At 72.9% G+C, this 22,420-nt stretch carries 29 protein-coding genes; 13 read left to right on the top strand and 16 right to left on the bottom strand.

Annotation, left to right across the window (positions count from 1 at the left end):
• Positions 1 to 12: 12 nt before the first annotated feature.
• From VMF51_RS04425 to VMF51_RS04415, 3 genes are all read right to left on the bottom strand, one after another.
• Positions 13 to 159, bottom strand: a complete 147-nt coding sequence (locus tag VMF51_RS04425; RefSeq protein WP_325473191.1) for a hypothetical protein — start codon at positions 157 to 159, stop codon at positions 13 to 15.
• 93 nt (positions 160 to 252) lie between these two features.
• Positions 253 to 1,785 (bottom strand): heme peroxidase family protein, encoded by a 1,533-nt coding sequence (locus tag VMF51_RS04420; protein WP_325473190.1) that lies wholly within the window; start codon positions 1,783 to 1,785, stop codon positions 253 to 255.
• A gap of 204 nt (positions 1,786 to 1,989) precedes the next feature.
• Positions 1,990 to 2,493 carry a MarR family transcriptional regulator gene (locus tag VMF51_RS04415; protein ID WP_325473189.1) on the bottom strand — a complete coding sequence of 168 codons (504 nt, stop codon included), beginning with the start codon at positions 2,491 to 2,493 and terminating at the stop codon, positions 1,990 to 1,992.
• 93 nt (positions 2,494 to 2,586) lie between these two features.
• Between VMF51_RS04415 and VMF51_RS04410 the strand changes: the two genes are divergently transcribed.
• Positions 2,587 to 3,357 (top strand): methyltransferase domain-containing protein, encoded by a 771-nt coding sequence (locus VMF51_RS04410; protein WP_325473188.1) that lies wholly within the window; start codon positions 2,587 to 2,589, stop codon positions 3,355 to 3,357.
• Between the two features lie 100 nt (positions 3,358 to 3,457).
• Here VMF51_RS04410 and VMF51_RS04405 read toward each other — a convergent pair whose 3' ends face one another.
• From VMF51_RS04405 to VMF51_RS04380, 6 genes are all read right to left on the bottom strand, one after another.
• Positions 3,458 to 4,495, bottom strand: a complete 1,038-nt coding sequence (locus VMF51_RS04405; RefSeq protein ID WP_325473187.1) for a phosphotransferase family protein — start codon at positions 4,493 to 4,495, stop codon at positions 3,458 to 3,460.
• Complete coding sequence (locus tag VMF51_RS04400) at positions 4,492 to 5,586, bottom strand: TIGR03857 family LLM class F420-dependent oxidoreductase (RefSeq protein ID WP_325473186.1); 1,095 nt, start codon at positions 5,584 to 5,586, stop codon at positions 4,492 to 4,494. Before VMF51_RS04400 ends, VMF51_RS04405 begins: the two co-directional genes overlap by 4 nt.
• Before the next feature lie 85 nt (positions 5,587 to 5,671).
• Positions 5,672 to 6,523, bottom strand: a complete 852-nt coding sequence (locus VMF51_RS04395; protein ID WP_325473185.1) for an amino acid ABC transporter permease — start codon at positions 6,521 to 6,523, stop codon at positions 5,672 to 5,674.
• The gene (locus VMF51_RS04390) at positions 6,523 to 7,218 is read right to left on the bottom strand and encodes an ABC transporter permease subunit (RefSeq protein WP_325473184.1); all 696 of its coding nucleotides are present in this window, start codon (positions 7,216 to 7,218) and stop codon (positions 6,523 to 6,525) included. Before VMF51_RS04390 ends, VMF51_RS04395 begins: the two co-directional genes overlap by 1 nt.
• A gap of 59 nt (positions 7,219 to 7,277) precedes the next feature.
• The gene (locus tag VMF51_RS04385; protein WP_325473183.1) at positions 7,278 to 8,171 is read right to left on the bottom strand and encodes a glutamate ABC transporter substrate-binding protein; all 894 of its coding nucleotides are present in this window, start codon (positions 8,169 to 8,171) and stop codon (positions 7,278 to 7,280) included.
• Between the two features lie 11 nt (positions 8,172 to 8,182).
• On the bottom strand, positions 8,183 to 8,959 hold the full coding sequence (locus tag VMF51_RS04380) for an amino acid ABC transporter ATP-binding protein (protein WP_414689441.1): 777 nt from the start codon (positions 8,957 to 8,959) through the stop codon (positions 8,183 to 8,185).
• Between the two features lie 111 nt (positions 8,960 to 9,070).
• On the opposite strand from VMF51_RS04380, the gene VMF51_RS04375 reads away from it, so the two are divergent.
• From VMF51_RS04375 to VMF51_RS25860, 4 genes are read left to right on the top strand one after another with little or no spacing between them, the layout of a single operon-like run.
• Entirely contained in the window at positions 9,071 to 9,373 is a 303-nt protein-coding gene (locus VMF51_RS04375) for a hypothetical protein (protein ID WP_325473182.1), read from the top strand.
• A 57-nt stretch (positions 9,374 to 9,430) separates the two neighbouring features.
• Positions 9,431 to 10,897, top strand: coding sequence for a tRNA (N6-isopentenyl adenosine(37)-C2)-methylthiotransferase MiaB (gene miaB, locus VMF51_RS04370; protein ID WP_325473181.1), 1,467 nt, complete (start codon positions 9,431 to 9,433; stop codon positions 10,895 to 10,897).
• Positions 10,898 to 10,949: 52 nt separating this feature from the next.
• Positions 10,950 to 11,612: a hypothetical protein gene (locus tag VMF51_RS04365; RefSeq protein ID WP_325473180.1), complete on the top strand. Its 663-nt coding sequence runs from the start codon at positions 10,950 to 10,952 to the stop codon at positions 11,610 to 11,612.
• Complete coding sequence (locus tag VMF51_RS25860; protein WP_414689440.1) at positions 11,597 to 11,830, top strand: DUF559 domain-containing protein; 234 nt, start codon at positions 11,597 to 11,599, stop codon at positions 11,828 to 11,830. The genes VMF51_RS04365 and VMF51_RS25860 overlap by 16 nt, the downstream gene beginning before the upstream one ends.
• A 42-nt stretch (positions 11,831 to 11,872) precedes the next feature.
• Here VMF51_RS25860 and VMF51_RS04360 read toward each other — a convergent pair whose 3' ends face one another.
• From VMF51_RS04360 to VMF51_RS04340, 5 genes are read right to left on the bottom strand one after another with little or no spacing between them, the layout of a single operon-like run.
• The gene (locus VMF51_RS04360; RefSeq protein ID WP_325473179.1) at positions 11,873 to 12,151 is read right to left on the bottom strand and encodes a hypothetical protein; all 279 of its coding nucleotides are present in this window, start codon (positions 12,149 to 12,151) and stop codon (positions 11,873 to 11,875) included.
• 23 nt (positions 12,152 to 12,174) lie between these two features.
• Positions 12,175 to 12,636, bottom strand: a complete 462-nt coding sequence (locus VMF51_RS04355) for an NUDIX hydrolase (protein WP_325473178.1) — start codon at positions 12,634 to 12,636, stop codon at positions 12,175 to 12,177.
• Positions 12,633 to 12,812 carry a hypothetical protein gene (locus VMF51_RS04350; protein WP_325473177.1) on the bottom strand — a complete coding sequence of 60 codons (180 nt, stop codon included), beginning with the start codon at positions 12,810 to 12,812 and terminating at the stop codon, positions 12,633 to 12,635. Before VMF51_RS04350 ends, VMF51_RS04355 begins: the two co-directional genes overlap by 4 nt.
• A 37-nt stretch (positions 12,813 to 12,849) precedes the next feature.
• Positions 12,850 to 13,089: a hypothetical protein gene (locus tag VMF51_RS04345; protein WP_325473176.1), complete on the bottom strand. Its 240-nt coding sequence runs from the start codon at positions 13,087 to 13,089 to the stop codon at positions 12,850 to 12,852.
• Complete coding sequence (locus VMF51_RS04340) at positions 13,086 to 13,310, bottom strand: antitoxin (protein WP_325473175.1); 225 nt, start codon at positions 13,308 to 13,310, stop codon at positions 13,086 to 13,088. The genes VMF51_RS04345 and VMF51_RS04340 overlap by 4 nt, the downstream gene beginning before the upstream one ends.
• A 53-nt stretch (positions 13,311 to 13,363) precedes the next feature.
• Here VMF51_RS04340 and miaA point away from each other — a divergent pair, with 53 nt between their 5' ends.
• Together miaA and VMF51_RS04330 are read left to right on the top strand one after the other, a co-directional pair.
• Entirely contained in the window at positions 13,364 to 14,284 is a 921-nt protein-coding gene (gene miaA / locus VMF51_RS04335) for a tRNA (adenosine(37)-N6)-dimethylallyltransferase MiaA (RefSeq protein WP_325473174.1), read from the top strand.
• 82 nt (positions 14,285 to 14,366) lie between these two features.
• Positions 14,367 to 15,356, top strand: a complete 990-nt coding sequence (locus tag VMF51_RS04330) for a serine hydrolase domain-containing protein (protein WP_325473173.1) — start codon at positions 14,367 to 14,369, stop codon at positions 15,354 to 15,356.
• Here the strand turns inward: VMF51_RS04330 and VMF51_RS04325 are convergent.
• Complete coding sequence (locus tag VMF51_RS04325; protein ID WP_325473172.1) at positions 15,340 to 15,918, bottom strand: dihydrofolate reductase family protein; 579 nt, start codon at positions 15,916 to 15,918, stop codon at positions 15,340 to 15,342. The two genes, VMF51_RS04330 and VMF51_RS04325, sit on opposite strands and share 17 nt — an antisense overlap.
• A gap of 87 nt (positions 15,919 to 16,005) precedes the next feature.
• Between VMF51_RS04325 and VMF51_RS04320 the strand changes: the two genes are divergently transcribed.
• From VMF51_RS04320 to VMF51_RS04295, 6 genes are all read left to right on the top strand, one after another.
• Complete coding sequence (locus tag VMF51_RS04320) at positions 16,006 to 16,938, top strand: helix-turn-helix domain-containing protein (RefSeq protein ID WP_325473171.1); 933 nt, start codon at positions 16,006 to 16,008, stop codon at positions 16,936 to 16,938.
• Positions 16,935 to 17,474 (top strand): dihydrofolate reductase family protein, encoded by a 540-nt coding sequence (locus tag VMF51_RS04315; RefSeq protein ID WP_325473170.1) that lies wholly within the window; start codon positions 16,935 to 16,937, stop codon positions 17,472 to 17,474. Before VMF51_RS04320 ends, VMF51_RS04315 begins: the two co-directional genes overlap by 4 nt.
• Positions 17,475 to 17,517: 43 nt before the next feature.
• Positions 17,518 to 19,335, top strand: coding sequence for a gamma-glutamyltransferase (ggt, locus tag VMF51_RS04310; RefSeq protein WP_325473169.1), 1,818 nt, complete (start codon positions 17,518 to 17,520; stop codon positions 19,333 to 19,335).
• Between the two features lie 69 nt (positions 19,336 to 19,404).
• Complete coding sequence (locus VMF51_RS04305; protein WP_325473168.1) at positions 19,405 to 20,043, top strand: pyridoxamine 5'-phosphate oxidase family protein; 639 nt, start codon at positions 19,405 to 19,407, stop codon at positions 20,041 to 20,043.
• Positions 20,036 to 20,896: a diaminopimelate epimerase gene (dapF, locus tag VMF51_RS04300; protein ID WP_325473167.1), complete on the top strand. Its 861-nt coding sequence runs from the start codon at positions 20,036 to 20,038 to the stop codon at positions 20,894 to 20,896. The genes VMF51_RS04305 and dapF overlap by 8 nt, the downstream gene beginning before the upstream one ends.
• Before the next feature lie 155 nt (positions 20,897 to 21,051).
• Positions 21,052 to 21,828: an SDR family NAD(P)-dependent oxidoreductase gene (locus VMF51_RS04295; RefSeq protein WP_325473166.1), complete on the top strand. Its 777-nt coding sequence runs from the start codon at positions 21,052 to 21,054 to the stop codon at positions 21,826 to 21,828.
• 57 nt (positions 21,829 to 21,885) lie between these two features.
• Here the strand turns inward: VMF51_RS04295 and VMF51_RS04290 are convergent, their stop codons facing one another.
• Positions 21,886 to 22,410 carry a maleylpyruvate isomerase family mycothiol-dependent enzyme gene (locus VMF51_RS04290; RefSeq protein WP_325473165.1) on the bottom strand — a complete coding sequence of 175 codons (525 nt, stop codon included), beginning with the start codon at positions 22,408 to 22,410 and terminating at the stop codon, positions 21,886 to 21,888.
• Between the last annotated feature and the right edge of the window lie 10 nt (positions 22,411 to 22,420).

Raw genomic sequence — 22,420 nt, 5'->3', positions numbered from 1 at the left:
TCCTCCTGAGGATCAGGACCAGTCGGGAGTCGGGCCGTGGACGCCCAGGCGCCACACGCCGTCCTGCATCCGCTCGGCCCAGCGCGGGTCGGTGCTCGCCTCGCGGCTCAGGAGGTCGACGAAGGCGACGTAGAGCGGGTAGCCGCCGAGATCGCGCATCGTCTGCTCCTGGAGGGGGTGACTGGGCTGTCACGGTACCCGCGCCTGATCGCGCCATGCCCCCGGGGGTCATGGCGCGACCGGGACCGTGCGTCAGACGCCCGAGGTGACCTCCAGTCCGTGCCCCGAGAGGGTGATCAGGTCGGGCATGGTGAACGTCCCCGCGACCTTGGCCGGCAGGAAGGGCCGCCAGGTCGGCGCCTTGCGGAGGTACGACGAGGGGTCGCGCGAGAGCAGCCCGAGGAAGACCTCCGCGACGATGCGCCCGCCGACCGGGCCGAGGTGCCGGCCGGCCGCCTTCACCCGCGCCTCGCGCAGGACGTAGTACCAGAGCGGCGCGGGTCCACCGCCGGGCAGCTTGAGCTCGGTGTCGCTCAGCGGGGTCTCGCCCATGGCTGCCGCCACGTCCTGTCCGGACGGCAGCGCGAGCCGGGCGCCGCGGGTCAGGTTGCGATCGACCAGGGAGGGACGGTCGCCGCCGATCTCGGGCGGCATCGCGGCGAGCGGACGGGCGAGCTTGGTGTCGATCAGCCGGGTGTGCTGGAGCGCGCCGTCGCCGGCCCCGTCGACCTCGAAGAAGCGCTTCCACTCGATCGTCCAGGCCGGCGGCAGGATCCGGAACCCGCCGAAGTGGCCGAGCGGGTTCTGCGAGACCGGGTCCGGGGTGAAGAGCGGGTTGCGGACCAGCGTGTTGAGCGCGTAGCCGCCCCGGATCTGCGAGTGCCCGAAGCGGTACGCCGCCACGGAGAACTCCACCGGCATGTACGGCGCTGCCGAGCGCGGGGCGTAGTGCTCCAGCGTGACCACGGGGCGCGGTCCGGTCTCGTCGAGGACCGAGTCGAGCATCGTCTGGCCCACGGTGCGGCGCAGGAAGTCGTGGACGACCACCCACTGGTAGTGCCAGCGCACGATCCGCTGGGCCGTCTCGAAGGTGCTCTCGCTGCCGGTGCGCATCGTCGGGTCGGCCCGCACGAGCTCGACGACACGGTTGTGGAACTTCAGCATCGTGAGCTGCAGCTGGCTGACGAAGGTGTTCTCGTCGTTGCGCGGGTCGCCGATCAGGGCGGTGTCCTGGCCGTTGCGCGGCAGGTCCTCCTCGTTGTCGTGCTCGCCGACCAGCAGCATGTCCTCCCGGCCGACGCGCTTGTCGTAGAGGAAGGGGTCGTCGTTCGGGCCGCGGCCGTACACGCAGTCGAGGTCGAAGCGCGGCGAGCGGAAGTTCGTGAGCGCGTCGGGGTCGTTCTGCCGGGTCAGGCTGGAGACCGGGTCGAAGGTCAGGTCGTGGTCGATGAACTGGCCGAGGTAGGTGTAGCCGGCAGGGATGTCCGGGTTGTCCGAGGCGGAGCCGGCGTCGGCGTCGCCCTCGATCATCAGGTCGGCGACCGCCTTGATCCGCGTGGCGTCGGGCACGTACGGCGGCAGCCGGAACATCCGGCCGAACCTGCCCTCGAAGAGCTGGGAGACCGGCAGGTAGGCCAGCCCGCGCTGCTCGTAGCCGTGGCCGCGGGCCGGCCGGTGCGGGGTGCCGAAGCCGCGCGAGGACGCGGCCTGGTTGACCAGCTCCTCGGTCGGTCGGCCGTCGAGATGGTCGGTCGTGGCGGGAGGTGCGCTTTCGGTGGTGGACATGGGGGGTGTCTCCGGGGGCTTCGGTGCGGTAGTTCGGTGGCGACCCGTCCGGCGTGGTGCAGGCTCGGAGGGACATCGCGCCGCGGGCGCGTCGTCGGTCTCCCCATGAGGACGCGGGGCCGCGCATCGACCCCGGACATCGAGACCTCGCCATGCTTCTCCCGGCGCGACTCCCGGCGCAATAGCCCGGATAGGGGATAGCGCTCAGGATCCGTCGAAGGGGATGAGCAGCGTCCGCAGCAGCCCGCCGAGCTGCTCGCGCTCGGGCGCCGAGAGTCCGGCGAGGAAGGTGCGCTCCGCGCCGAGGAGCGCCTCGAAGGCACCGTCGACGGCGGTCTTGCCCTCGGCCGTGAGCCGGACGATGACCCCGCGGCGGTCGTCGGGGTCGGGGGAGCGCTCGACGAGCCCACGGGCGGCGAGCCGGTCGACCCGGTTGGTCATGGTCCCGCTGGTCACCAGCGTCTCGCGCAGCAGCCGTCCCGGCGAGAGCTCGTACGGCGCGCCCGCACGGCGCAGCGCGGCGAGCACGTCGAACTCCCACGACTCGATGCCGTGCGCGGTGAACGCCGCGCGGCGGGCCAGGTCGAGGTGGCGGGCGAGCCGGGAGATCCGGCTGAAGACGGCGACGGGCGCCAGGTCGAGGTCGGCGCGCTCGCGCGCCCACGCCTCGACCAGCTCGTCGACCTCGTCCCGCTCGGGGTCCTGCATGGCGTCACTCTAGCGCCTGGTCGAGATTCTTGACATCGAGAGAGTTCGGGCGCACGCTGAACTATCTTGATATCAAGAGACTCGGAGGACGTCATGACCCACCGCTGGGACCCCGAGCGCTACCTCGCCTACGCCGACGAGCGCGGTCGCCCCTTCCTCGAGCTGCTGGCCCGCGTGCCCGTGCCCGACCCCGCCCGGGTGGTCGACCTCGGCTGCGGGCCGGGCAACCTCACGGCCCTGCTCGCCCAGCGCTGGCCGGGTGCGACCGTGAGCGGGGTCGACGCCAGCGCGGAGATGATCGCCGCCGCCCGCCGCGACGTGCCGGGCATCGACTTCGCCGTCGGCGACCTGCGGGACTGGCGCGCCGAGCCGGGCGGCGTCGACGTCCTGGTCTCGAACGCGACCCTGCAGTGGCTCCCCGACCACCTGGAGGTGCTGACCCGCCTCGTCGGCGAGGTGCGCCCCGGCGGCTGGCTCGCGGTGCAGGTCCCCGGCAACTTCGGCGAGCCGAGCCACACGCTGCGCACCGAGCTCGCGCACGAGGCGCCGTACGCCGAGCACCTCCGCGACGTCACGGTGCCGGCCAGCCACGACCCGGCCGTCTATCTGGAGGTGCTGGCCGGCCTCGGCTGCGAGGTCGACGCGTGGGAGACGACGTACCTGCACCGGCTGAGCGGCCCCGACCCGGTCTTCACCTGGGTCTCCGCGACCGGCGCGCGCCCGACCCTGCAGGCGCTGCCCGACGACCTGCGGCCCGGCTTCGAGGCGGAGTTCCGGCGGCGGCTCGCGGCGGCGTACCCGGAGCGGCCCTGGGGCGTCGTGCTGCCGTTCCGCCGGGTCTTCGTGGTGGCCTGGGTCCCGTGACGAAGCAGCCGGTCCTGGGCGACCCCCCGAGGGAAGCGGGGGGAGCTCCACCCGAGGGGCCGTCCACGACCGGCGAGCGTCAGGCTAGCACCAGGTCAGGTCAGCCGGTGGCCATCTCCAGCGAGCCCAGATCGCGGATCGCGGCGCACGATCGGGTGACCATCGCGGCGAACATCCGGTCCCCGCGATCGGTCCGGGTTCCGTAGGCGCAACCGAACACCGAGACCAGCGGTCCCTGGAGCATCGCGAAGCGGTAGTCGTCCCACGCCTGCTCGGCGGAGTACGCCGCGACGCCGTGCCCCGCCAGCGCTGAGTGGTACGCCGCCACCAGGTCCCGCTCGTGGGCGCGCCGGTCCGCGACCGGGAGTCCGGTGCCGAGCAGGTAGGCGAGGTCGCGGGCCGGCAGTCCCAGCGACAGGGTCTGCCAGTCGACGGCGACCGAGCCCGGTCCGCCGCCGGGTGGGAAGAGCAGGTTGTCGAGCCGGTAGTCGCCGTGCACCAGCCCGAACCGCTCGCTCCGGGCCAGCGCCCAGCCCTCGGTCACGGCGACGCACGCGCGCAGTGTGTCGTGGTCCTCGGCGGCCAGGAGCCCGCCCAGGCCGTCGAGGAAGATGTCGGTCGCCGGGCCGTAGAGCTCGCCCAGCACCCGCGCGCCCTCGGCGTCGGTCAGGGTCACGCCGTCGAGGTCGAGCAGGGACGGGTCGCACCAGCGTGGGCCGTGCAGTCCGGCCAGGTTGACCGCCGCGTCGCGGGCCTGGTCCGCGGTGCAGCCGACGAGCTGGTCGCCCTGCACCGCGGGAGCGAGGTCCTCCAGGAGCAGCACGAAGTCGCCGGAGTCCGTCGGCATCGTCGCGTGGTGGCACGCCGGGACCCGGATCGCGACGGTCGGCGCCACCTCGGCGTAGAAGATCGCCTCGGTGCGGTAGACCCCGGCGAGCAGCTCGCGGGCGGCCGGGTCGACGGCCGGGAGCTTGGCCAGCACGGTCCCGGGCACGCCCTCCCCGTCGAGGTGGAGGCGGTGGCAGGTGCCGATCTGGCCGGTGCCGACCGGCTCGGCCCGGACGGCGTCCACCCGGCCACCGAGCACCTCGCTCAGCCACGCCGGGGTCAGCTCCTCCACGAGCGCCGGGCTGCTCATCGCCGCCACCCCGGGTTGGCCGGCAGCGCCGGGAGATCCGGCCGGAGCCCGCCGTACGCCGCCAGCACGGGGGCGAGCTCGGTGGGGGTGGCGCCGTGCAGGATGACGCTGTCGGCGCCGGCGGCCAGCTGGTCGAGGGCGCGCCGGGCGCACTGCTCCGGGGTGCCGGTGGCGGAGGCGGCGAGCCACTCGGCGGGCAGCACCTCGTCGCGCAGGTAGCTCAGCTCCGCCGTGGTGCCGACCGCGTCGAGCGCGCCGGGGTAGCCCTGCAGCAGTGGGTCGGCGCGGAAGCGCTCCAAGGCCGCGAGGTCCCACCCGTTGGCGCGCACGAGGACCTCGCCGTACCCCTGGAGGTACGTCGCGAGCCGGCCCACCAGCTTGCGCAGCCGCAGCTCCTCGTCGATCGAGTCCTCGACCGTGGCCAGCACCGACCAGACCCGCACCGAGGCCGGGTCGCGCCCGGCCTCCTCGGCGGCGCGACGGATCGTCGCCACCGAGCGGGCCAGGGTCTCGTCGGAGAGGAAGGTGTGCAGCACGACGCCGTCGGCCACCCGGCCGGCCAGCTCGAGGCTCTTCGGGCCGATGGCCATCATCAGGACGGGGATGTCCTCGTCGAACGACGGGTCCTGGGAGAGGTAGGGGTACTCGCCGGCCGGGCCGGAGTGCCCGAACGCCTCGCCGTGCCACAGGCGCCGGTAGATCCCCACCGCGTCGGCCAGCTGGGCGCCGGTGACGCGGGGGAGTCCCATCACGTCGAAGAGCAGGTCGAAGCCGCGACCCAGGCCGAAGGCGTACCGGCCGCCGCTCATCCGGTGCAGCGTGGCGGCCATCGTGGCGGTGACCAGCGGGTGCCGGGTGTTGTGGTTGGTCGCGGCCGTGCCGATCCCGATCCGGCTCGACGACGCCACCGCGGCACCGGCGAGGACGCCGGCGTCCTTGACGTTGAAGCGCTCGGACAGGAAGACCGCGCCCAGCCCGAGCTCCTCGGCGAGCCTGACCTCCTCCAGCAGGTCGGCGGGCGAGGCGGTGTGGCCCGCGAGGCCGTAGCAGCCGAGCTCGGGGTACGCCGGTCCCGCGGTGTCTTCGCTCACGCGCCGGGACGCTAGCAACCGAAGTTGACACGTGTCAGCAAACGGCGACCGCAGCCCCGGTGGCCGGGACGGTCCGGGTCGTCGCCTAGGGGGTGCGGGTGTCGGTCTCCCCGACCATCGCCACCTCGAGCGGCTTCTTCTCGCCGACGAACTTGCGCTGCGCCCACGTCGCGGCTCCGGTCAGGCACAGGTTGATGACGACGTACATCGCGCCGATCACGAAGATGACCGGCACGTGGTTCTGGAACTCCAGGTAGATGGGCTTGCCGATCGCGGTCAGGCCGGGGGCGGTGATCGCGTAGCCGAGGCTGGTGTCCTTCAGCGCCACCACGCACTGGCTGATGATCGCCGGGATCATGATCTTGACCGCCTGCGGCAGCAGGATCGTCCGCATCACCTGGGTCTTGCGCATGCCGAGGGCGTACGCCGCCTCCGCCTGCCCCTTCGGGACCGCGAGCACCCCGGCGCGGAACACCTCGGCCAGCACGGCGCCGTTGTAGAGGCTGAGTGCCCACACCACGCACCAGAAAGCCCCGCTATCACCCCGGGTGATGCCGTAGGCGGAGAAGAAGATGATCATTAGCATCAGCACCGGCAGGGCGCGGAAGAACTCCACGATCGCCCAGCAGGGCACCCGGACGACGCGGTGCTCGGAGAGCTTGCCGATCCCGAGCACCACGCCCAGGACCAGCGCCCCGATGATCGCGCCGACGGCCATCTTCAGCGTGTTGAGCAGGCCGTCGACGAGGATCGTCTCGAGGTAGCCGGGGGTCGTGAAGACCTCCCACTTGTCGGCCTCCAGCTGACCGTCGGCGTACAGCTTGTAGACCATGAAGGCGACCGCGGCGACGATGACCAGCACGGTGACCACGGTGTAGATCCGGTGCCGCGCGATCGTGCGCGGCCCGGGGGCGTCGAACAGCACGCTGCCGGACATCAGGCCACCCTCCATCGGCGCTCGAGGCGATGGGCCACGAGCGAGTAGATCTCGACCAGGACGACGAAGACCGCGGCGAAGGTGGCGAAGATCCACCACCGGTCGCCCGGGTAGTCGTTGAGCAGCAGCCGCATCCGGTAGAACGCCTCGACGACCAGGACGGTCCCGGCGACGGTGGTGTTCTTGATCAGGGCGATCTGCACGCTGGCCAGGGGCGGCAGCGCCGCCCGGAAGGCCTGGGGCAGCACGACGTGCCGCATGACGCCGCCGAACGGCAGCCCGACCGCCCGCGCCGCCTCCGCCTGCCCGAGCGGTACGGCGTTGACGCCGGAGCGCAGCGCCTCGCACACGAACGCGGCCGTGTAGAGCGTCAGGCCCACGACCGCGCCGGCGAAGGCGTTGGTCATCCGGATGTCGCCCCACCCGGTGTGGATCACGATGTCGACCCAGGTGAACCGGATGCCGATCTTCGGCCCGGCGATGCTGAAGAACAGCAGGATCAGCAGCAGCGGGGTGTTGCGCACGAGGGTGACGTACAGCCCCGCCACGCTCCGCATCACCGCGACCGGCCCGACCCGCAGGGCCGCCAGCAGGGTGCCGAGCAGCAGCGAGCCGATGCCGGCGAACACGAACAGCAGGATCGTGTGGGCGAAGCCCATCGCGATGAACTGGTAGTTCTCGCGGATGACGTCCATGCGGTCCTCCTTCCGGGGGTGCCCCCGACGAACGGGGTCACCCCCGGAGCGAGGTCAGGTCAGGCGGCGCACTCGTCGAGGACCGGCGGCTCCGGGGTCTCGGCGCCCGAGGGGCCGAGGGTGAGCTCGAAGGCCTCGGCCCACGAGCCGTCCTCGAAGGACTCGGTCAGCACGTCGTTGATCCACTGGCACATCTCGGGGTGGTCCTTCGAGTAGCCCACGCCGATGCGCTCCTCGGAGAACTCGTCACCGACGACCTTCAGCTCGCCCTCGTACTGGGCGGCGAGGCCGAGCAGGATCGAGCCGTCGGTGGACATCGCCGGGACGGAGCCGTCGACGACCTGCTCGGCGCACACGCTGTAGGTGTCGGCCGGGACGCCGACCGCGCCCGCGGCGTTGACGTTCTCCAGCGAGGTCGAGCCCTCGGCCGAGCAGACCTCCTCGCCCTTCAGGTCCTCGATGGACTCGACGTCGCTGTCGGTCGGCACCAGGACCTGCTGGCCGGTGATCATGTACGGCCCCGCCTGGCCCACGAGCTGGCGGCGCTCGTCGGTGATGGAGTACGTCGCCAGCACCAGGTCGACCCGGTCGTTCTCCAGGAACGGCTCGCGGTTGTCGGAGATGGTCTCGACGTAGATGTCGGACTGGTTGGGGTCGATGCCGAGGTCGGCGACCAGGAGCTTGGCGATCTCGACGTCGAAGCCGCTCGGCAGGTCGTCGTTCGCGCCCTTGAAGCCCAGGCCGGGCTGGTCGAACTTCACGCCCACCTTGATCGTGCCGGAGTCGGCGAGCTCCCGCATCCGGGTGCCCTCGTCGAACTGCTCGGCGGCGTTCTCCTCGGCCTCGACCTCGCGGCCGCCGGAGTCGTCGTTGCCGGCGTCGCCGCAGGCCGCGAGGCCCCCGGCGAGGAGGACGACCGCCGCTGCGGCCGCCGTGATCCTGATAGAGCGCATTGCTGTCTCCTTCAGTGCTTGAGGATCTTGCCGAGGAAGTCCTTGGCCCGATCGCTGCGGGGGTTGGTGAAGAACTCGTCGGGGGTGTTCTCCTCGACGATCGCGCCGTCGGCCATGAAGATGACCCGGTCGGCGGCCGTGCGTGCGAAGCCCATCTCGTGGGTGACGACGACCATGGTCATCCCGCGCTCGGCGAGATCGACCATGACCTCGAGGACCTCCGAGATCATCTCGGGGTCGAGGGCCGAGGTCGGCTCGTCGAAGAGCATCACCTTGGGCTCCATCGCCAGGGCTCGGGCGATGGCGACCCGCTGCTGCTGACCGCCCGAGAGCTGGGCGGGGTACTTCTCCGCCTGGTGGCCGACGCCGACCCGCTCGAGCAGCTCGCGCGCCCGGGTCTCGGCGGCCTCCTTCTTGACCCCGCGCACCTTGATCGGGCCGAGCGTGACGTTCTCGAGGATCGTCTTGTGCGCGAAGAGGTTGAAGCTCTGGAAGACCATCCCGACCTCGGCCCGCAGGTTGGCGAGCGCCTTGCCCTCGGCGGGGAGCGGCTCGCCGTCCAGGGTGATCGAGCCCTGCTGGATGACCTCGAGCCGGTTGATCGCCCGGCAGAGCGTCGACTTGCCGGAGCCGGACGGGCCGATGACCACGACGACCTCGCCGCGCTTGACCGTGAGATTGATGTCTTGGAGGACGTGGAGCGGGCCGAACCACTTGTCGACGTGGTCGAGCACGACCAGGGGCTCGCCCCGGCCGGCGGTGGCGGGCGCTGCGTCCGGTGCCGTCATGCCCGGGGACACTATCCACAAGTAGTCCTTCCGAACCATCCCCCTCCTGGGGTGGGGCGAACCGAGACCGAGTCGTGACCCTGGACGGAGGCGCTGGGGGAGGATGGGTGCGTGCCCGACGACACCCCCGCCTTCAGCACCCTCTCCGTACGCCGCACCGACGGCACCCGCGAGGTTCATCCGCACGCCCGGATCCTGGGGATCCGCGACGGCTTCGTCTTCCTGGAGGACGGTGTCGCCACCGACCGCTCCGGCAGCGGCATCCGGACCCCGCAGACGCACATGATCGCCCTGGCCGAGGTCGTCGCGGTCGACGTCGAGACCCACGCCGACTCCGACGAGAACAGCGAGACCAGCACCGCGCTGGAGGCGGCCGGCCTGCTCGACCTCGACGGCTCGGTCTACGTGCGTTGACGCCGCGGCCCTCGCGGTTGGGTCGAGCGGTCGGGGGCGCCGTACCCTTTTGCGGTCATGGCTCGCACGTATGAGGTCCGCACCTACGGGTGCCAGATGAACGTCCACGACTCCGAGCGGCTCACCGGCCTGCTGGAGGACGCGGGGTACGCCGCCGCGCCCACGGGCGAGCAGGCCGACGTCGTCGTGTTCAACACCTGCGCGGTGCGCGAGAACGCCGACAACAAGCTGTACGGCAACCTCGGCCACCTCGCGCCGATCAAGGCCGCGCACCCCGGGATGCAGATCGCGGTCGGCGGCTGCCTGGCCCAGAAGGACCGCGACACGATCACGACCCGTGCGCCGTGGGTCGACGTCGTGTTCGGCACCCACAACATCGGCTCCCTGCCGGTCCTGCTGGAGCGGGCGCGCGTCCAGGAGGAGGCGCAGGTCGAGATCCTCGAGTCCCTCGACGTCTTCCCGTCGACCCTGCCGACGAAGCGCGAGTCGGCGTACGCCGCCTGGGTCTCGATCTCCGTGGGGTGCAACAACACCTGCACGTTCTGCATCGTGCCGTCGCTGCGCGGCAAGGAGAAGGACCGCCGGCCCGGCGACGTCCTCGCCGAGGTGCGGGCCCTGGTCGCCGAGGGCGTCACCGAGGTGACGCTGCTGGGCCAGAACGTCAACGCGTACGGCGTGGAGTTCGGCGACCGGCAGGCCTTCTCGAAGCTGCTGCGCGCCTGCGGGGAGATCGAGGGCCTGGAGCGGGTGCGCTTCACCTCGCCGCACCCGGCCGAGTTCACCGACGACGTCATCGAGGCGATGGCCGAGACGCCCAACGTGATGCCGAGCCTGCACATGCCGCTGCAGTCCGGCTCCGACCGGCTGCTGAAGGCGATGCGCCGCTCCTACCGGTCCTCGAAGTACCTCGGCATCATCGAGCGGGTCCGCGCCGCGATGCCCGACGCCGCGATCACCACCGACATCATCGTCGGCTTCCCGGGCGAGACCGAGGAGGACTTCCTCGAGACGCTCCGCGTCGTGCGCGAGTCGCGCTTCTCCAGCGCCTTCACGTTCCAGTACTCCAAGCGCCCCGGCACCCCGGCCGCCACGCTGGAGGACCAGGTGCCGGCCGACGTCGTCAAGGACCGCTACGGCCGCCTGGTCGACCTCGTCAACGAGATCGCCTGGGACGAGAACAAGCGGCTCGTCGGTCGCACCCTGGAGCTGATGGTCGCCGAGGGCGAGGGCCGCAAGGACGCCGAGACGCTGCGGCTCTCCGGCCGCGCGCCCGACAACCGACTGGTGCACTTCAACCCGACCGGCGCCGACGGCGTCCGACCGGGCGACATGGTCACCGTCGAGGTCACGTACGCCGCCCCGCACCACCTGGTCGCCGACGGCCCGGTGCTCGCGGTCCGGCGTACCCGCTCGGGCGACGCGTGGGAGCGCCGTACGGCCGCCCCCGTCGCCGCCGGAGTCGGCCTCGGTATGCCCACCGTCGGCGTCCCCGCCCCCCTCCCGGACGCCCCCGCCTGCCGCTGACGCCTGTGGAGGACCGGTCGCGCGAGCGACCGGTTCTGCCGATGCTCGACCGGTGTCCGTGGTCGAGGTGCTCGTCGAGATGGGCGGGGTCGCCACCCGTCGTGCGCTCGTGGCCGCCACCTCGCGCAGCGAGGTCGACGAGGCCGTCGCCTCCGGGTCGGTGCTGCGGCTCGCCCGCGGCCGCTACGCCCTCCCGGCCGTGGACGACGCCGTGTCGGCGGCTCACCGGCTGACCGGGGTGGTGTCGCGACTGAGCGCCGCGCAGTACTGGGGGTGGGCGGTCCAGATACCGCCCGAGCGTCCGCACGTGACCGTGCCGCCGAACCGCCGGATGCGGTCTGCTCCGTCCGACGTGGCGGTCCACTACGCGGACCTGGGAGCCGACGACGTCGACGGGATCGCCACGAGCAGGGACCGGACACTGCTGGACTGCCTGCGATCGGAGGGCTTCGACGGCGCGCTCGCCGTCGCCGACTCTGCGTTGCGCGACGGATTCTCCCGCGCGCGGCTGCTCGCGATCGCGCGTGACGCCCGGGGGCCGGGCGCGCCTCGCATCCGGGCCGTGGCTCGGGCGGCCGACGCGCGCGCGGCGAACCCGTTCGAGTCGGTGCTGCGCGGGATCGCGCTGCGGGTGGATGGCCTGCACGTCACGCCGCAGGTCAGCATCCGCGACCCCACTTCCTGGGGCGCCCCGATCTCGTGGACGAACGCCTGAAGGTGATCCTGGAGGCCGACTCTTTCGAGTGGCACGGAGGGCGGAGCGCGCTGACGCGGGACGCGCGCCGTTACAACGCCTTCACGATCGCGGGTTGGCTCGTGCTCCGCTTCAGCTGGGAGGACGTCATGTTCCACGCCCCGGACGTCGAGGCCGTCCTGCGGGCTGCCGTAGCCGGACGGGTGGAAGTCGCCTGCCCCACGTGTCGCCCCGCCTGACGGAGCGCGGCGGGAGCGACTTCCACCCGTCCGGCTACGAACTCACTCGGCCTTGCCCTGCTCGCTGCTGCCTGAGTCCTGGTCGCCGGCCTCCTCGGGGCTCTCGCGGGTGGCCTCGGTGGAGGTGTCCTCGCCCTCCTGGATCTCGTCCGGGGCAGCCTGGGAGTCGAGGGCGGGGTTCTCGGAGGTGGGGAGGTCGGCGGGGATCGCCTCGTCGGTCTCGGGGACGGCGTCCACGCCGCCCGGGTTCGGCTCGCCGGGCTCGATCTCGGGCTCGGGCATCGGCCCCAGGTCGGTGGGGTCGGCGGTCTGGTCGGACACAGGTCCTCCTCGGGGATCGAAGGTCAGAATCCGAAGGTCGAGTACGCCGAAGCGGTACCCGACCGGATCGCCGTCAACACGCTGAGCTCGTGGGGTACGACGGGCTCCGGCAGGGCGTCGAGCGGGCACCAGCGCAGGTCGGCGCACTTCAGCGGCTCGACGATCCGGGGCTCGCCTGACCAGCTGCGCGCGGTGAAGAAGAAGTCGATGCGCTCGTCGATCGGCTCGCCCCCACGGGTGCGCTGCATGGCGGTCACGAAGTGCAGGTCGAGGTCCTGCACGTCGAGCTCCTCGAGCGCCTCGCGGTGGGCGGCGTCGTACGCCGTCTCACCCTGCTCGACGTGGCCCGCGGCGGCCGCGGCCCAGTGCTCGTCCATGTAGCCGGTGCCCCGGCGCAGCTGGAGCAGCACCTCCGGTCCGGCGACGCCGTCGCGGAGCAGGAAGACGTAGGCGGCGGGGACGACGACGAAGCGGCCGTGTGTCACTCCTCGACGTCCTCGGGCAGCTCGTCCTGCGGGGTCGCGTCGGCTTCGCCGGTGGGGGAGTACGCCGTCCCCGTGGTGTCCGAGACGGTCTCGTCGTCGACGTGGTGCTCCTCGGGATCGGGACGGTCGTCGGGCTCGATCTCCTCGGCCTCGGCCTCGATCGGCTGGTCGCTCATCGGTGCTCCTTCGTCACGGGTTCGTTCACAGGTCCGGTCACTGGGAGGGCTGGTCCAGGGAGGTCTCGGCGTTCTCCTCCTGCAGGTCGCGCTCCTCGGCGTCCTGCTCCGGGCGGTCGCCCTCGGGGGCCGGCAGGTCCGAGCCGGAGGTCGGCGTGGGCGGACCCGGGTCGGGCGCGGGCGTGCCGGGTGTCTCGCGGCCGTCGGGCGCGTCGGTGCGCTGCGGACCGCCCGGCGGGGTCGGGGCGTCGAGGTTGTCGTGCTGCTTCTGGTTCATCGGCCCGCCCCCGGGCCGCCGAGGTCGCCGTCGTCCTTCTTGTCGAGCTTGTCGAGGGCGTCCTTCGCCTTCGCGGCCCCGTCGCGGATCTTGTCGGCGTGCTTCCCGCCGGTCTTCTGGTCGGCGACGGCGGCGGCCTTGTCGATGCCCTGCGCGATCTTCTCGCCGTGCTGGTCCACGGCGTCGCTCAGCCTGTCCTTGGCCTTGTCGAAGAAGCTCATCGTTCCTCCTGGTCGGTGTGCCGGTTCCGTACCCGTCTTGCCACACTAGCCACATGCCCAGTGCCCCTCCGACGCCCGTCGTGGCGGTGGTCGGGGCGACCGCGTCGGGCAAGACCGCGCTGTCCCTGGACCTCGCGCAGCGGCTCGGCGGAGAGGTCGTGAACACCGACGCGATGCAGCTCTACCGCGGCATGGACATCGGTACGGCGAAGCTCCCGCCGGCCGAGCGCCGCGGCATCCCGCACCACCTGCTGGACCGCTTGTCGGTCCGTGACCCGGCGACGGTCGCCGAGTTCCAGGAGTGGGCGCGGGCGACCGTCGCGGAGCTGCGCGGGCGGGGGACGACACCGGTGCTGGTGGGCGGCTCCGCCCTCTACACGCGGGCGATCCTGGACCGCTTCGAGTTTCCCGGCACCGACGAGGCGGTGCGGGCGCGGCTGGAGGCGGAGCTGGCGGAGGTCGGCCCGGTCGCCCTGCACGCGCGGTTGCGCGAGGCCGACCCGGAGGCGGCCGAGCGGATCCTGGTCGAGAACGGCCGGCGGATCGTGCGGGCGCTCGAGGTCGTGGAGCTGACCGGACGGCCGTTCTCGGCGTCCCTGCCCCGCCTGGAGTACGACGACCCGCGCACCGTCCAGATCGGCGTCGACATCGACCGGCCGACCCTCGACGCGCGGATCGAGCAGCGGGTCGACGCGATGTTCGCCGACGGCCTCGTCGCGGAGGTCGAGCGGCTGCTCGCGGAGGGCCTCGCCGAGGGGCGGACCGCGTCGCGGGCGATCGGCTACCGCGAGGTGGTCGCGCTGCTGCGTGGCGAGCTGAGCGAGGCCGAGGCGCGGGAGCGCACCGCGGCCGCGACCCGCCGCTTCGCGCGCCGCCAGGACTCGTGGTTCCGCAAGGACCCGCGCATCGTCTGGGTCGGCTTCGACGACCCGGACCGGGTCGAGCAGGCGCTCGCTGCGGTCGCCGCGCTCTGAGACTTCGGGCTGAGACTTTCGTCGGGGCCGGAGTCGACCACGGTCCGATGGCCCGGGCGGCGGAAGCAGGCAGGCTGGGGCGATGGAGGCGATCGAGAAGATCCTGAGCACGACCCACCTGCGTGGCCGGCCCACCGTCGTGGGCGTGCGCAGCGGCGGCGCGACCCGGCTGTGGAGCCAGGGGGAGCTGCCCGACGGGGACTCGTCGGTCTTCGAGATCGGGTCCGTCACCAAGGTGGTGACCTCGCTGCTGCTGGCCGACCTGGTCCGCACCGGCGAGGTCCGGTACGACGACCCGGTGGCCGCGCATCTCCCCGCCGCCCCGCCGGTCGTGGGCCGGCCGATCACCCTCGTCGACCTGGCCACCCACCACTCCGGTCTGCCGCGGCTGCCCGCGGGTCTGCTGGTGCCGGCGATGACCCGAGACCGTGCCGATCCGTACGCCCGGCTCGACGACGAGCGGATGCTGCGGGCGATCCGTGAGACCCGCCCGAAGCGCGCGCCGGGGGAGCGGTTCGCGTACTCCAACTACGGCGCCGGGCTGCTCGGCTACGCGCTGGCCCGCACCGCCGGGACGTCGTACGGCGCCCTGGTCGCCGACCGCGTGACCGGGCCGCTGGGGCTGGCCGACACCGGGCTCGCGACGCCGAGCGAGGATCGGCTCGTCGTGGGGAGCAGCCGGTGGGGCCGCCCGGCCGGGCGTTGGGACCTGGCGTCGCTCGCCGGTGCCGGTGGGCTGGTCTCGACGGCCGCCGACCTCCTGGCCCTGCTCGCGTTGTGGGGACCGGACGCGCCCGGCCCGCTCGCGGAGTCGGCGGCGGAGACCGCCGTACCCCGGCACCGGGCGAACGCGTTCATGGAGGTCTGCCTCGCGTGGCTGCGGATCGCCGGCGGGCAGGGGCCGGCGCGGTTCCGCTTCCCGCGCGACGTGCTGTGGCACAACGGGGGCACCGGCGGGTACCGCAGCTTCGCGGCGGTGCTGCCCGAGACCGGTGACGCCGTCGTGGTCCTCTCCGCCCGGGCGCGCAGCGTCGACGGGTTGGGCATCAGCCTGGTCAAGGCGCTGGGGTGAGCACCTCGTAGGTCAGGTGGGCGGCCGCGCGGGAGACCCGCACGTCGCGCTGCACGAGCCGGTGTGCGGAGCCGGTGAAGAGCCGTGTGCCGCTGCCGAGCACCTGGGGAGCCACGTGCAGCTGCAGCACGTCGAGCAGCCTCGCGGCCAGGAACGACCCCACGGTGGCGCCGCCGCCCATCACGTACACGTCCGCGCCGTCCGCGGCCCTCCGGGCAGCGGCCACGGCGGCAGCCGGGCCACCGGTCACGAAGCTGACGTCGTGGGTCGCCGCCAGCCGCACCGAGGCGGGCGCCTCGCGGGTGACCACGAAGAAGGGCGGCCGGGCGTCCTCGCGGGCGCCGTACCCGAGCCCGTCCTGCCAGCCGTGCGGTCCGTCGACGACGTCGAAGGTGCCGCGGCCCATCACCACGGCCCCGGCCGTGGCGACCGTGGCGAGCTCGGCCGCGTCGACCGGGTCGTCGCTGGCCAGCGCCCAGGCGTGCAGCGCCTCCACGCCGTCGCCGGTCCCGTCGACGAAGCCGTCCAGCGAGATCGTGATGTCCCCGATGACTCTGCTCATGACCGGACCGACCCGGCTCGGGCACCGGAATCATCGACAGCAAGATCGGTCGGGCGCCGTACGGCGGTCCCGGGCGAGACTGGATCCATGAGCGAGACGAGCGCCGGGCGGGACCGGCTGCGCGAGCTGCTGGAGGCCGTGCTCGACGAGGAGCACCGCACGCTGGACGAGATGGCGGGCGGTGCGTACGCGTCGCCGTTCCACTTCAGCCGCCAGCTGAGCCGGGGCGCCGGCGAGCCGCCCGTCGCGATGCGCCGGCGGGTGATGCTGGAGCGGGCCGCCTGGCAGCTGCGCCGCGGCAGCTCGGTGACCGACGCGGCGTTCGCGGCCGGCTACGAGAGCGTCGAGGGGTTCAGCCGCGCCTTCCAGCGGGCGTACGGCGAGCCGCCGGGGTCCGTCCCGCGCGAGGCGGGACCGCACTGGCTGCCCGCCCCGAACGGGATCCACTTCCACCCGCCCATGTCCCTGTGGATCGAGGGCGCGCCGGGCAACGCCCGCCCCGCCGCCGGCGAGGTCACCGCCCTGCTCGTCGAGCACGACCTCGACGACACCCGCGAGCTGCTGGAGCTCGCGAAGGGGGTGGACGAGTCCGCCTACCGCGACGTCCGCCTCCCCGGCCATGCCGCGCTCGCCTTCGACGGGCCGGAGGAGTCGCTGGCCCAGCTGCTCGGTCACCTGGTCGCGACCAAGGAGATCTGGCTCGCCTCGATCGAGGGGCGCGACGTCCCGCCGGCGGGAGACGACGACGTACCGGTCCTGCTGGAGCGGCACGACGCCGTGGCTCCCCGCTGGCTCGCGATGGTCCGCGACGTGGACCGCCGCGGCGCCTGGGACGACCGGCTCGTCGACGCGCTCTGCGAGCCGCCGGAGAGCTTCGTCCTCGGCAGCGTGCTCGCGCACGTCCTGACCTACTCCGCCCACCGGCGGCTACTGGCGCGGCACCTGCTCGGCGCGGGTGCGGCCTGGCCGGAGGGCGACCCCATCACCTGGCTACGACGACGCACCGGAGGACGACCGTGAAGACCACCTTCTACACCGCCACGACCATCGACGGCTTCATCGCCGACGAGAAGGACGGCCTCGACTGGCTGCTCACCCAGCCCCAGGACGAGGGCGGGCCGATGAGCTACGACGACTTCATCAAGGACGTCGGCGCGATCGTGATGGGCCGCACCACCTACGAGTGGGTGCGTGACCACATCGAGCGCGAGGGCGAGTCCTGGTACTACGACATGCCCGCCTGGGTGCTGACCCACGCGGACCTGCCCGGCATCGAGGGCGCCGACGTCCGGTTCGCGCGGGGCGACGTACGCGAGGTGCACGCGCAGATGGCCGAGGCGGCCGGCGGGAAGGATCTCTGGGTCGTCGGCGGAGGCGACCTCGCGGCGCAGTTCGCGGCCGCCGGTCTGCTCGACGAGCTCGTGCTCTCGATCGCGCCGGTCACCCTCGGCGCCGGTCGGCCGCTGTTCACGCAGCCGTTCGACCTGAGGCTGGTCGAGCACGGCGTCAACGGCGCCTTCCTCTGCGCGCGCTACGAGGTCGTAGGGGCGCGCTGATCGGGTACCGCCCGGGGGTCAACTCCGCTCGGGAGGTATTCCCATGAACCACCGGCGCATCCCCGCCGTCCTGCTCGCCCTCGCCCTGCCGGCGGCCACCCTGGCCGTGGGCAGCGCGGAATCGGCCGGAGCCGCGCCGCCGAAGAAACCGACCGCCCGCGGCACGGGCGGCGCCGTCTCCTCGGTCGACCCGTACGCCACCCGGGTCGGCCTGCGGGTCCTGCGGCGCGGTGGCAACGCCGTGGATGCCGCCGTCGCCACCGCCGCGGCGCTGGGGGTCACCGAGCCGTACAGCGCCGGCATCGGAGGCGGCGGCTACTTCGTCGTGTACGACGCCAAGACCGGCCGGGTCCGCACCATCGACGGGCGCGAGACCGCCCCGCGGACCATGCCGCGCAACGCGTTCATCGACCCGAAGACGGGGGAGCCCTACCCGTTCACTCCCGAGCTGGTGACCAGCGGCGTCTCCGTCGGTACGCCGGGCACGCCCGCCACCTGGCAGCGCGCGCTCGACCGCTGGGGCTCCTGGTCGCTCGCCGAGGCCCTCGCGCCGGCCACCCGGATCGCCCGCGAGGGCTTCCGCGTCGACCGGACGTTCCGGCAGCAGACGCTCGACAACCAGGAGCGCTTCGAGGCGTTCCGGTCCACCAAACGGCTCTTCCTCCGGGGCGGGGACGCGCCGCGCGTCGGCTCGACGTTCCGCAACCGCGACCTGGCCCGGACCTACGACCTGATCGCCCGCCGTGGCACCGACGCCTTCTACGAGGGGCGGCTGGCCCGGCAGATCGTCCGCGCGGTGCGCAAGCCCCCCAAGACCCGGAGCACCACGCTCCCGGTCCCGCGCGGCCACCTGACCACCCGCGACCTGAAGCGCTACCGGACCGTCGACGGGCGCGCCACCCAGGTCGCCTACCGCGGCTACCGGGTGCACGGCATGCCGCCGTCGTCGAGCGGCGGGTCCACCGTCGGTGAGGCGCTCAACATCCTCGAGGGCACGAACCTGCGCCGGCTCGACCGGACGGCCGCGCTGCACCACTACCTGGAGGCCAGCGCGCTCGCGTTCGCCGACCGGGCGGAGTACGTCGGCGACCCGCGCTTCACCCGGGTCCCGCTGAAGCACCTGCTGAGCCAGCGCTTCGCCCGCGAGCGGGCCTGCCTGATCGACCCGGCCCGGGCGATGGCCAAGCCGACCGCGGCCGGGAACGTGAGGTCGTACGACGGGAAGTGCGGCGCCGCTCCCGCGCGGGCTGCGGCCGCCGAGGACACCGAGAACGTCTCGACGACCAACCTCACCGTCGTCGACCGCTGGGGCAACGTGGTCGAGTACACGCTCACGATCGAGCAGACCGGCGGTTCGGGCATCGTCGTACCCGGACGTGGGTTCCTGCTCAACAACGAGCTGACCGACTTCTCCACGGTGTACGACGCCGACGACCCGAACCGGATCCAGCCCGGCAAGCGCCCCCGCTCCTCGATGTCGCCGACGATCGTGACCAAGCGGGGCAAGCCGGTCCTCGCGCTCGGCTCGCCCGGCGGTTCGACGATCATCACGACGGTGCTGCAGATGCTCATCAACCGGCTCGACCTCGGCATGAGCCTCCCGCAGGCCATCGCCGCGCCCCGGGCCGCGCAGCGCAACACCGCCAACGTGACGGCCGAGCCGGCGTTCCTGCAGCGGTACGGCGACGCGCTGACGGCGTACGGCCACACGCTGGTGCCCGCGGGTGACGCGTTCACCAGCGCCGCCGAGATCGGCGCCGCGACGGCGATCGGGATCCGCGGCCGCCGCCTGACCGCGGTCGCCGAGCCGGAGCGTCGCGGTGGCGGCGCGGCGGGGGTGGTCCGTCCCTTCCGTGGTTGAGGAGGTCGCGCAGCGACCGTCTCGAAACCTCCGGAGCCCCGGTCGGCGCCCGCCCGTATCGTTGGGCGGGTGCCGACCGCTGCCTGGACCGAGATCACCACCGCCGACGAGCTCGTCGGCCTGCTCGGGGTCCCGACCGACCGCGCCCGCGACAAGGCCCGCCCGGCGCTGCTCCCGGTGGACCGCGACTGGCTCGCCGCGACGCCGTTCTGCGTGCTGGCCACCTCGTCGGCCAGCGGCGAGTGCGACGCCTCGCCGAAGGGCGACCCCGCCGGCTCGCTCGTGCACGTCATCGACGACACGACGATCGCGCTGGCCGAGCGGCCCGGCAACCGGCGCGCGGACGGCTACCGGAACATCCTGGAGAACCCCCACGTCGGGTTGAACTTCCTCATCCCGGGGCGCGGCGACACGCTCCGGATCAACGGCCGGGCCCGGCTCGTCAGCGACGCGCCCTTCTTCGACGAGATGGTCGTCAAGGGCCACCGCCCGATCCTGGCCGTGGTGGTCGACATCGACGAGCTCTTCTTCCACTGCGCCAAGGCGTTCATGCGCTCCGGCCTGTGGCAGCCCGAGACCTGGGACCCCGAGGCGAAGGTGCCGCGCCGCGCGCTGGTCACCCAGCAGGTCGAGCCGACCGGCATGACCCTCGAGCAGCTCGACGAGTACTACTCGCCCGAGACCTACGCGCGGGGTCTCTATGCCTGACGCGTACGAGTTCCTCAAGGGGCACGGCACCGAGAACGACTTCGTGCTGCTGCCCGACCACGACGGGAGCGTGCACGGCGACCTGGACGCCGATCGGGTGCGGGCGCTGTGCGACCGGCGGGCCGGCATCGGCGGCGACGGGGTGCTGCGCGTCGTGCGGACCGCGGCGTACGCCGACGCGGCGTCGTACGTCCCCGCGGGCGCGGCCGAGTGGTTCATGGACTACCGCAACTCCGACGGCTCGGTCTCGGAGATGTGCGGCAACGGCATCCGGGTCTTCGCCCGCCACCTGGTCGAGGAGGGGCTCGTCGACCCCTCGGCGCCGATCCCGGTCGGCACCCGCGACGGCATCAAGGTGCTGCGCGTCGACGGCGACCTCGTGACCGCCGACATGGGCGTCCCGCAGGTGCTGGGGGAGACCTCGGTGTCGGTCGGGCCGTCCGACTGGCCGGCCCGCCACGTCGACATGGGCAACCCGCACGCGGTCGCCTTCGTCGCCTCGCTCGACGACGCGGGTCCGCTCCTCGTGGCTCCGGGCCACGACCCCGCCGTCTACCCGCACGGCGTCAACGTCGAGTTCGTCGCCGACCGCGGGGATCGGCACGTCGCCATGCGCGTACACGAGCGCGGCTCGGGCGAGACCCGCTCCTGCGGCACCGGCGCCTGCGCCGTCATGGTCGCGGCCGCCCTCCGCGACGGGGTCGTCGGCCCCGGCGACGACGCCCCCGCCGCCGACACGGCGTACACCGTCGACGTCCCCGGCGGCACGCTCACCGTCACCTGGACCGCCGCCAACCGGATCCTGCTCACCGGTCCCGCGGTGGTCGTCGCGCGGGGCGTGACGGGGCTGTAGGGCTCGGCGGGCGGATTCCCCGGTCCACCGGGGAAGCTGGACGTTCTCGGGCGAAGTTCCGACCCAGAACGTCCGGTTCCACCCGAGAGGTACGCCGCCCGCGGCCGGTCTCGCATCGTGACAGCGCCACTGTCGCCATGGCTATGCTCCGGCGCATGGACATCAAGGGAACCAGTGCCATCGTCACGGGCGCCGCGTCGGGTATCGGCGCCGCGGTCGCTCGCCAGCTCGCCGCCCGCGGAGCCGTCGTCGTCGTCGCCGACCTGCAGGCAGACAAGGGCGAGGCGCTCGCCCAGGAGATCGGCGGCGTCTTCGCCCAGGTCGACGTGACGAACACCGAGCAGATCGGGGCCGCTGTCAAGGCGGCGGCCGAGATCGCGCCGCTCCGCTCGGTGGTCAACTCCGCCGGCATCGGCTGGGCGCAGCGCACCATCGGCCGCGACGGCCGGCTGGAGTCGGCCCACGACCTCGACTCGTTCAAGAAGGTCGTCGCCATCAACCTGGTCGGCACGTTCGACGTCGTCCGCCAGGCCGCGACCGTGATGAGCACGCTGGAGCTCACCGAGTCCGGCGACCGCGGCGCGATCGTCAACCTGGCCAGCGTCGCCGCGTTCGACGGCCAGATCGGGCAGGCGTCGTACTCCGCGTCGAAGGGCGGCGTCGTCGGCATGACCCTGCCCGTGGCGCGCGACCTCTCCGCCGCCGGCATCCGCCTCAACACCGTCGCCCCCGGCCTGATCGAGACCCCGATCTACGGCGAGGGGCCGGAGTCGGAGGCGTTCAAGGCCAAGCTGGGCGAGAGCGTGCTCTTCCCGAAGCGCCTCGGCACCCCCGACGAGCTCGCCTCGATGGTGCTGGAGTGCCTGACCAACTCCTACATGAACGCCGAGGTCGTCCGCGTCGACGGCGGCATCCGCATGCCTCCGAAGTGAGCGCCCTCGTCGCGAGCGACGAAGGAGCTCGCGGCGAGGGTCACCTAACGAGGGCGGCTACGAGCGCCGCCCCATCCGGGCCAGCAGCTTGGTCTGCCGGTCGGCGTCGTCGGGTACGTCGACCGGCTGCTTGAACACGCCCTCGTCGTAGGCGTGGTCGCCGAACCCGACGAAGGCCTGCTCCATCGCGTCCATGTCGGCGTCGGTGAACGTGGTGGGGCGGCCGCCCGCGGAGCCGAGGTCCCAGCCGTGCACCACCAGGTCGAAGCCGTAGAAGTGGTCCAGCGTCGCGCCGATCGTGGTGCGGCCGAAGAACCCGTCGTACTCGCGGGCGCGGACGTCCTCGTCGGTGGCGATCGGCCGGACGGCGTCGAGGTGGTGGAGCCAGACGACGTCGGGTGTGCCGGTCGGCCGCTCGCCGAGCCCGAGGCCGTGGGTCTCGAGGAACTGGCGCTCGGTGTCGACGACGTGGTCGACCACGTCGGCGGCGGTCCAGCCCTGGCAGGGGCTGGCGGCCGACCAGTCGGTCGTGGCGGTCACGGTGGAGGTGAAGCGGTCGGCGGCGTCGAGGTAGAGGTTCATGGCCTCATCG

The sequence above is a fragment of the Nocardioides sp. genome, assembly GCF_035503875.1.
In the GTDB taxonomy this organism is placed as follows: Bacteria; Actinomycetota; Actinomycetes; order Propionibacteriales; family Nocardioidaceae; genus Nocardioides.
Note: the sequence above shows the minus strand (reverse complement) of the source record. Positions and strands in the feature narration are given on the sequence as shown.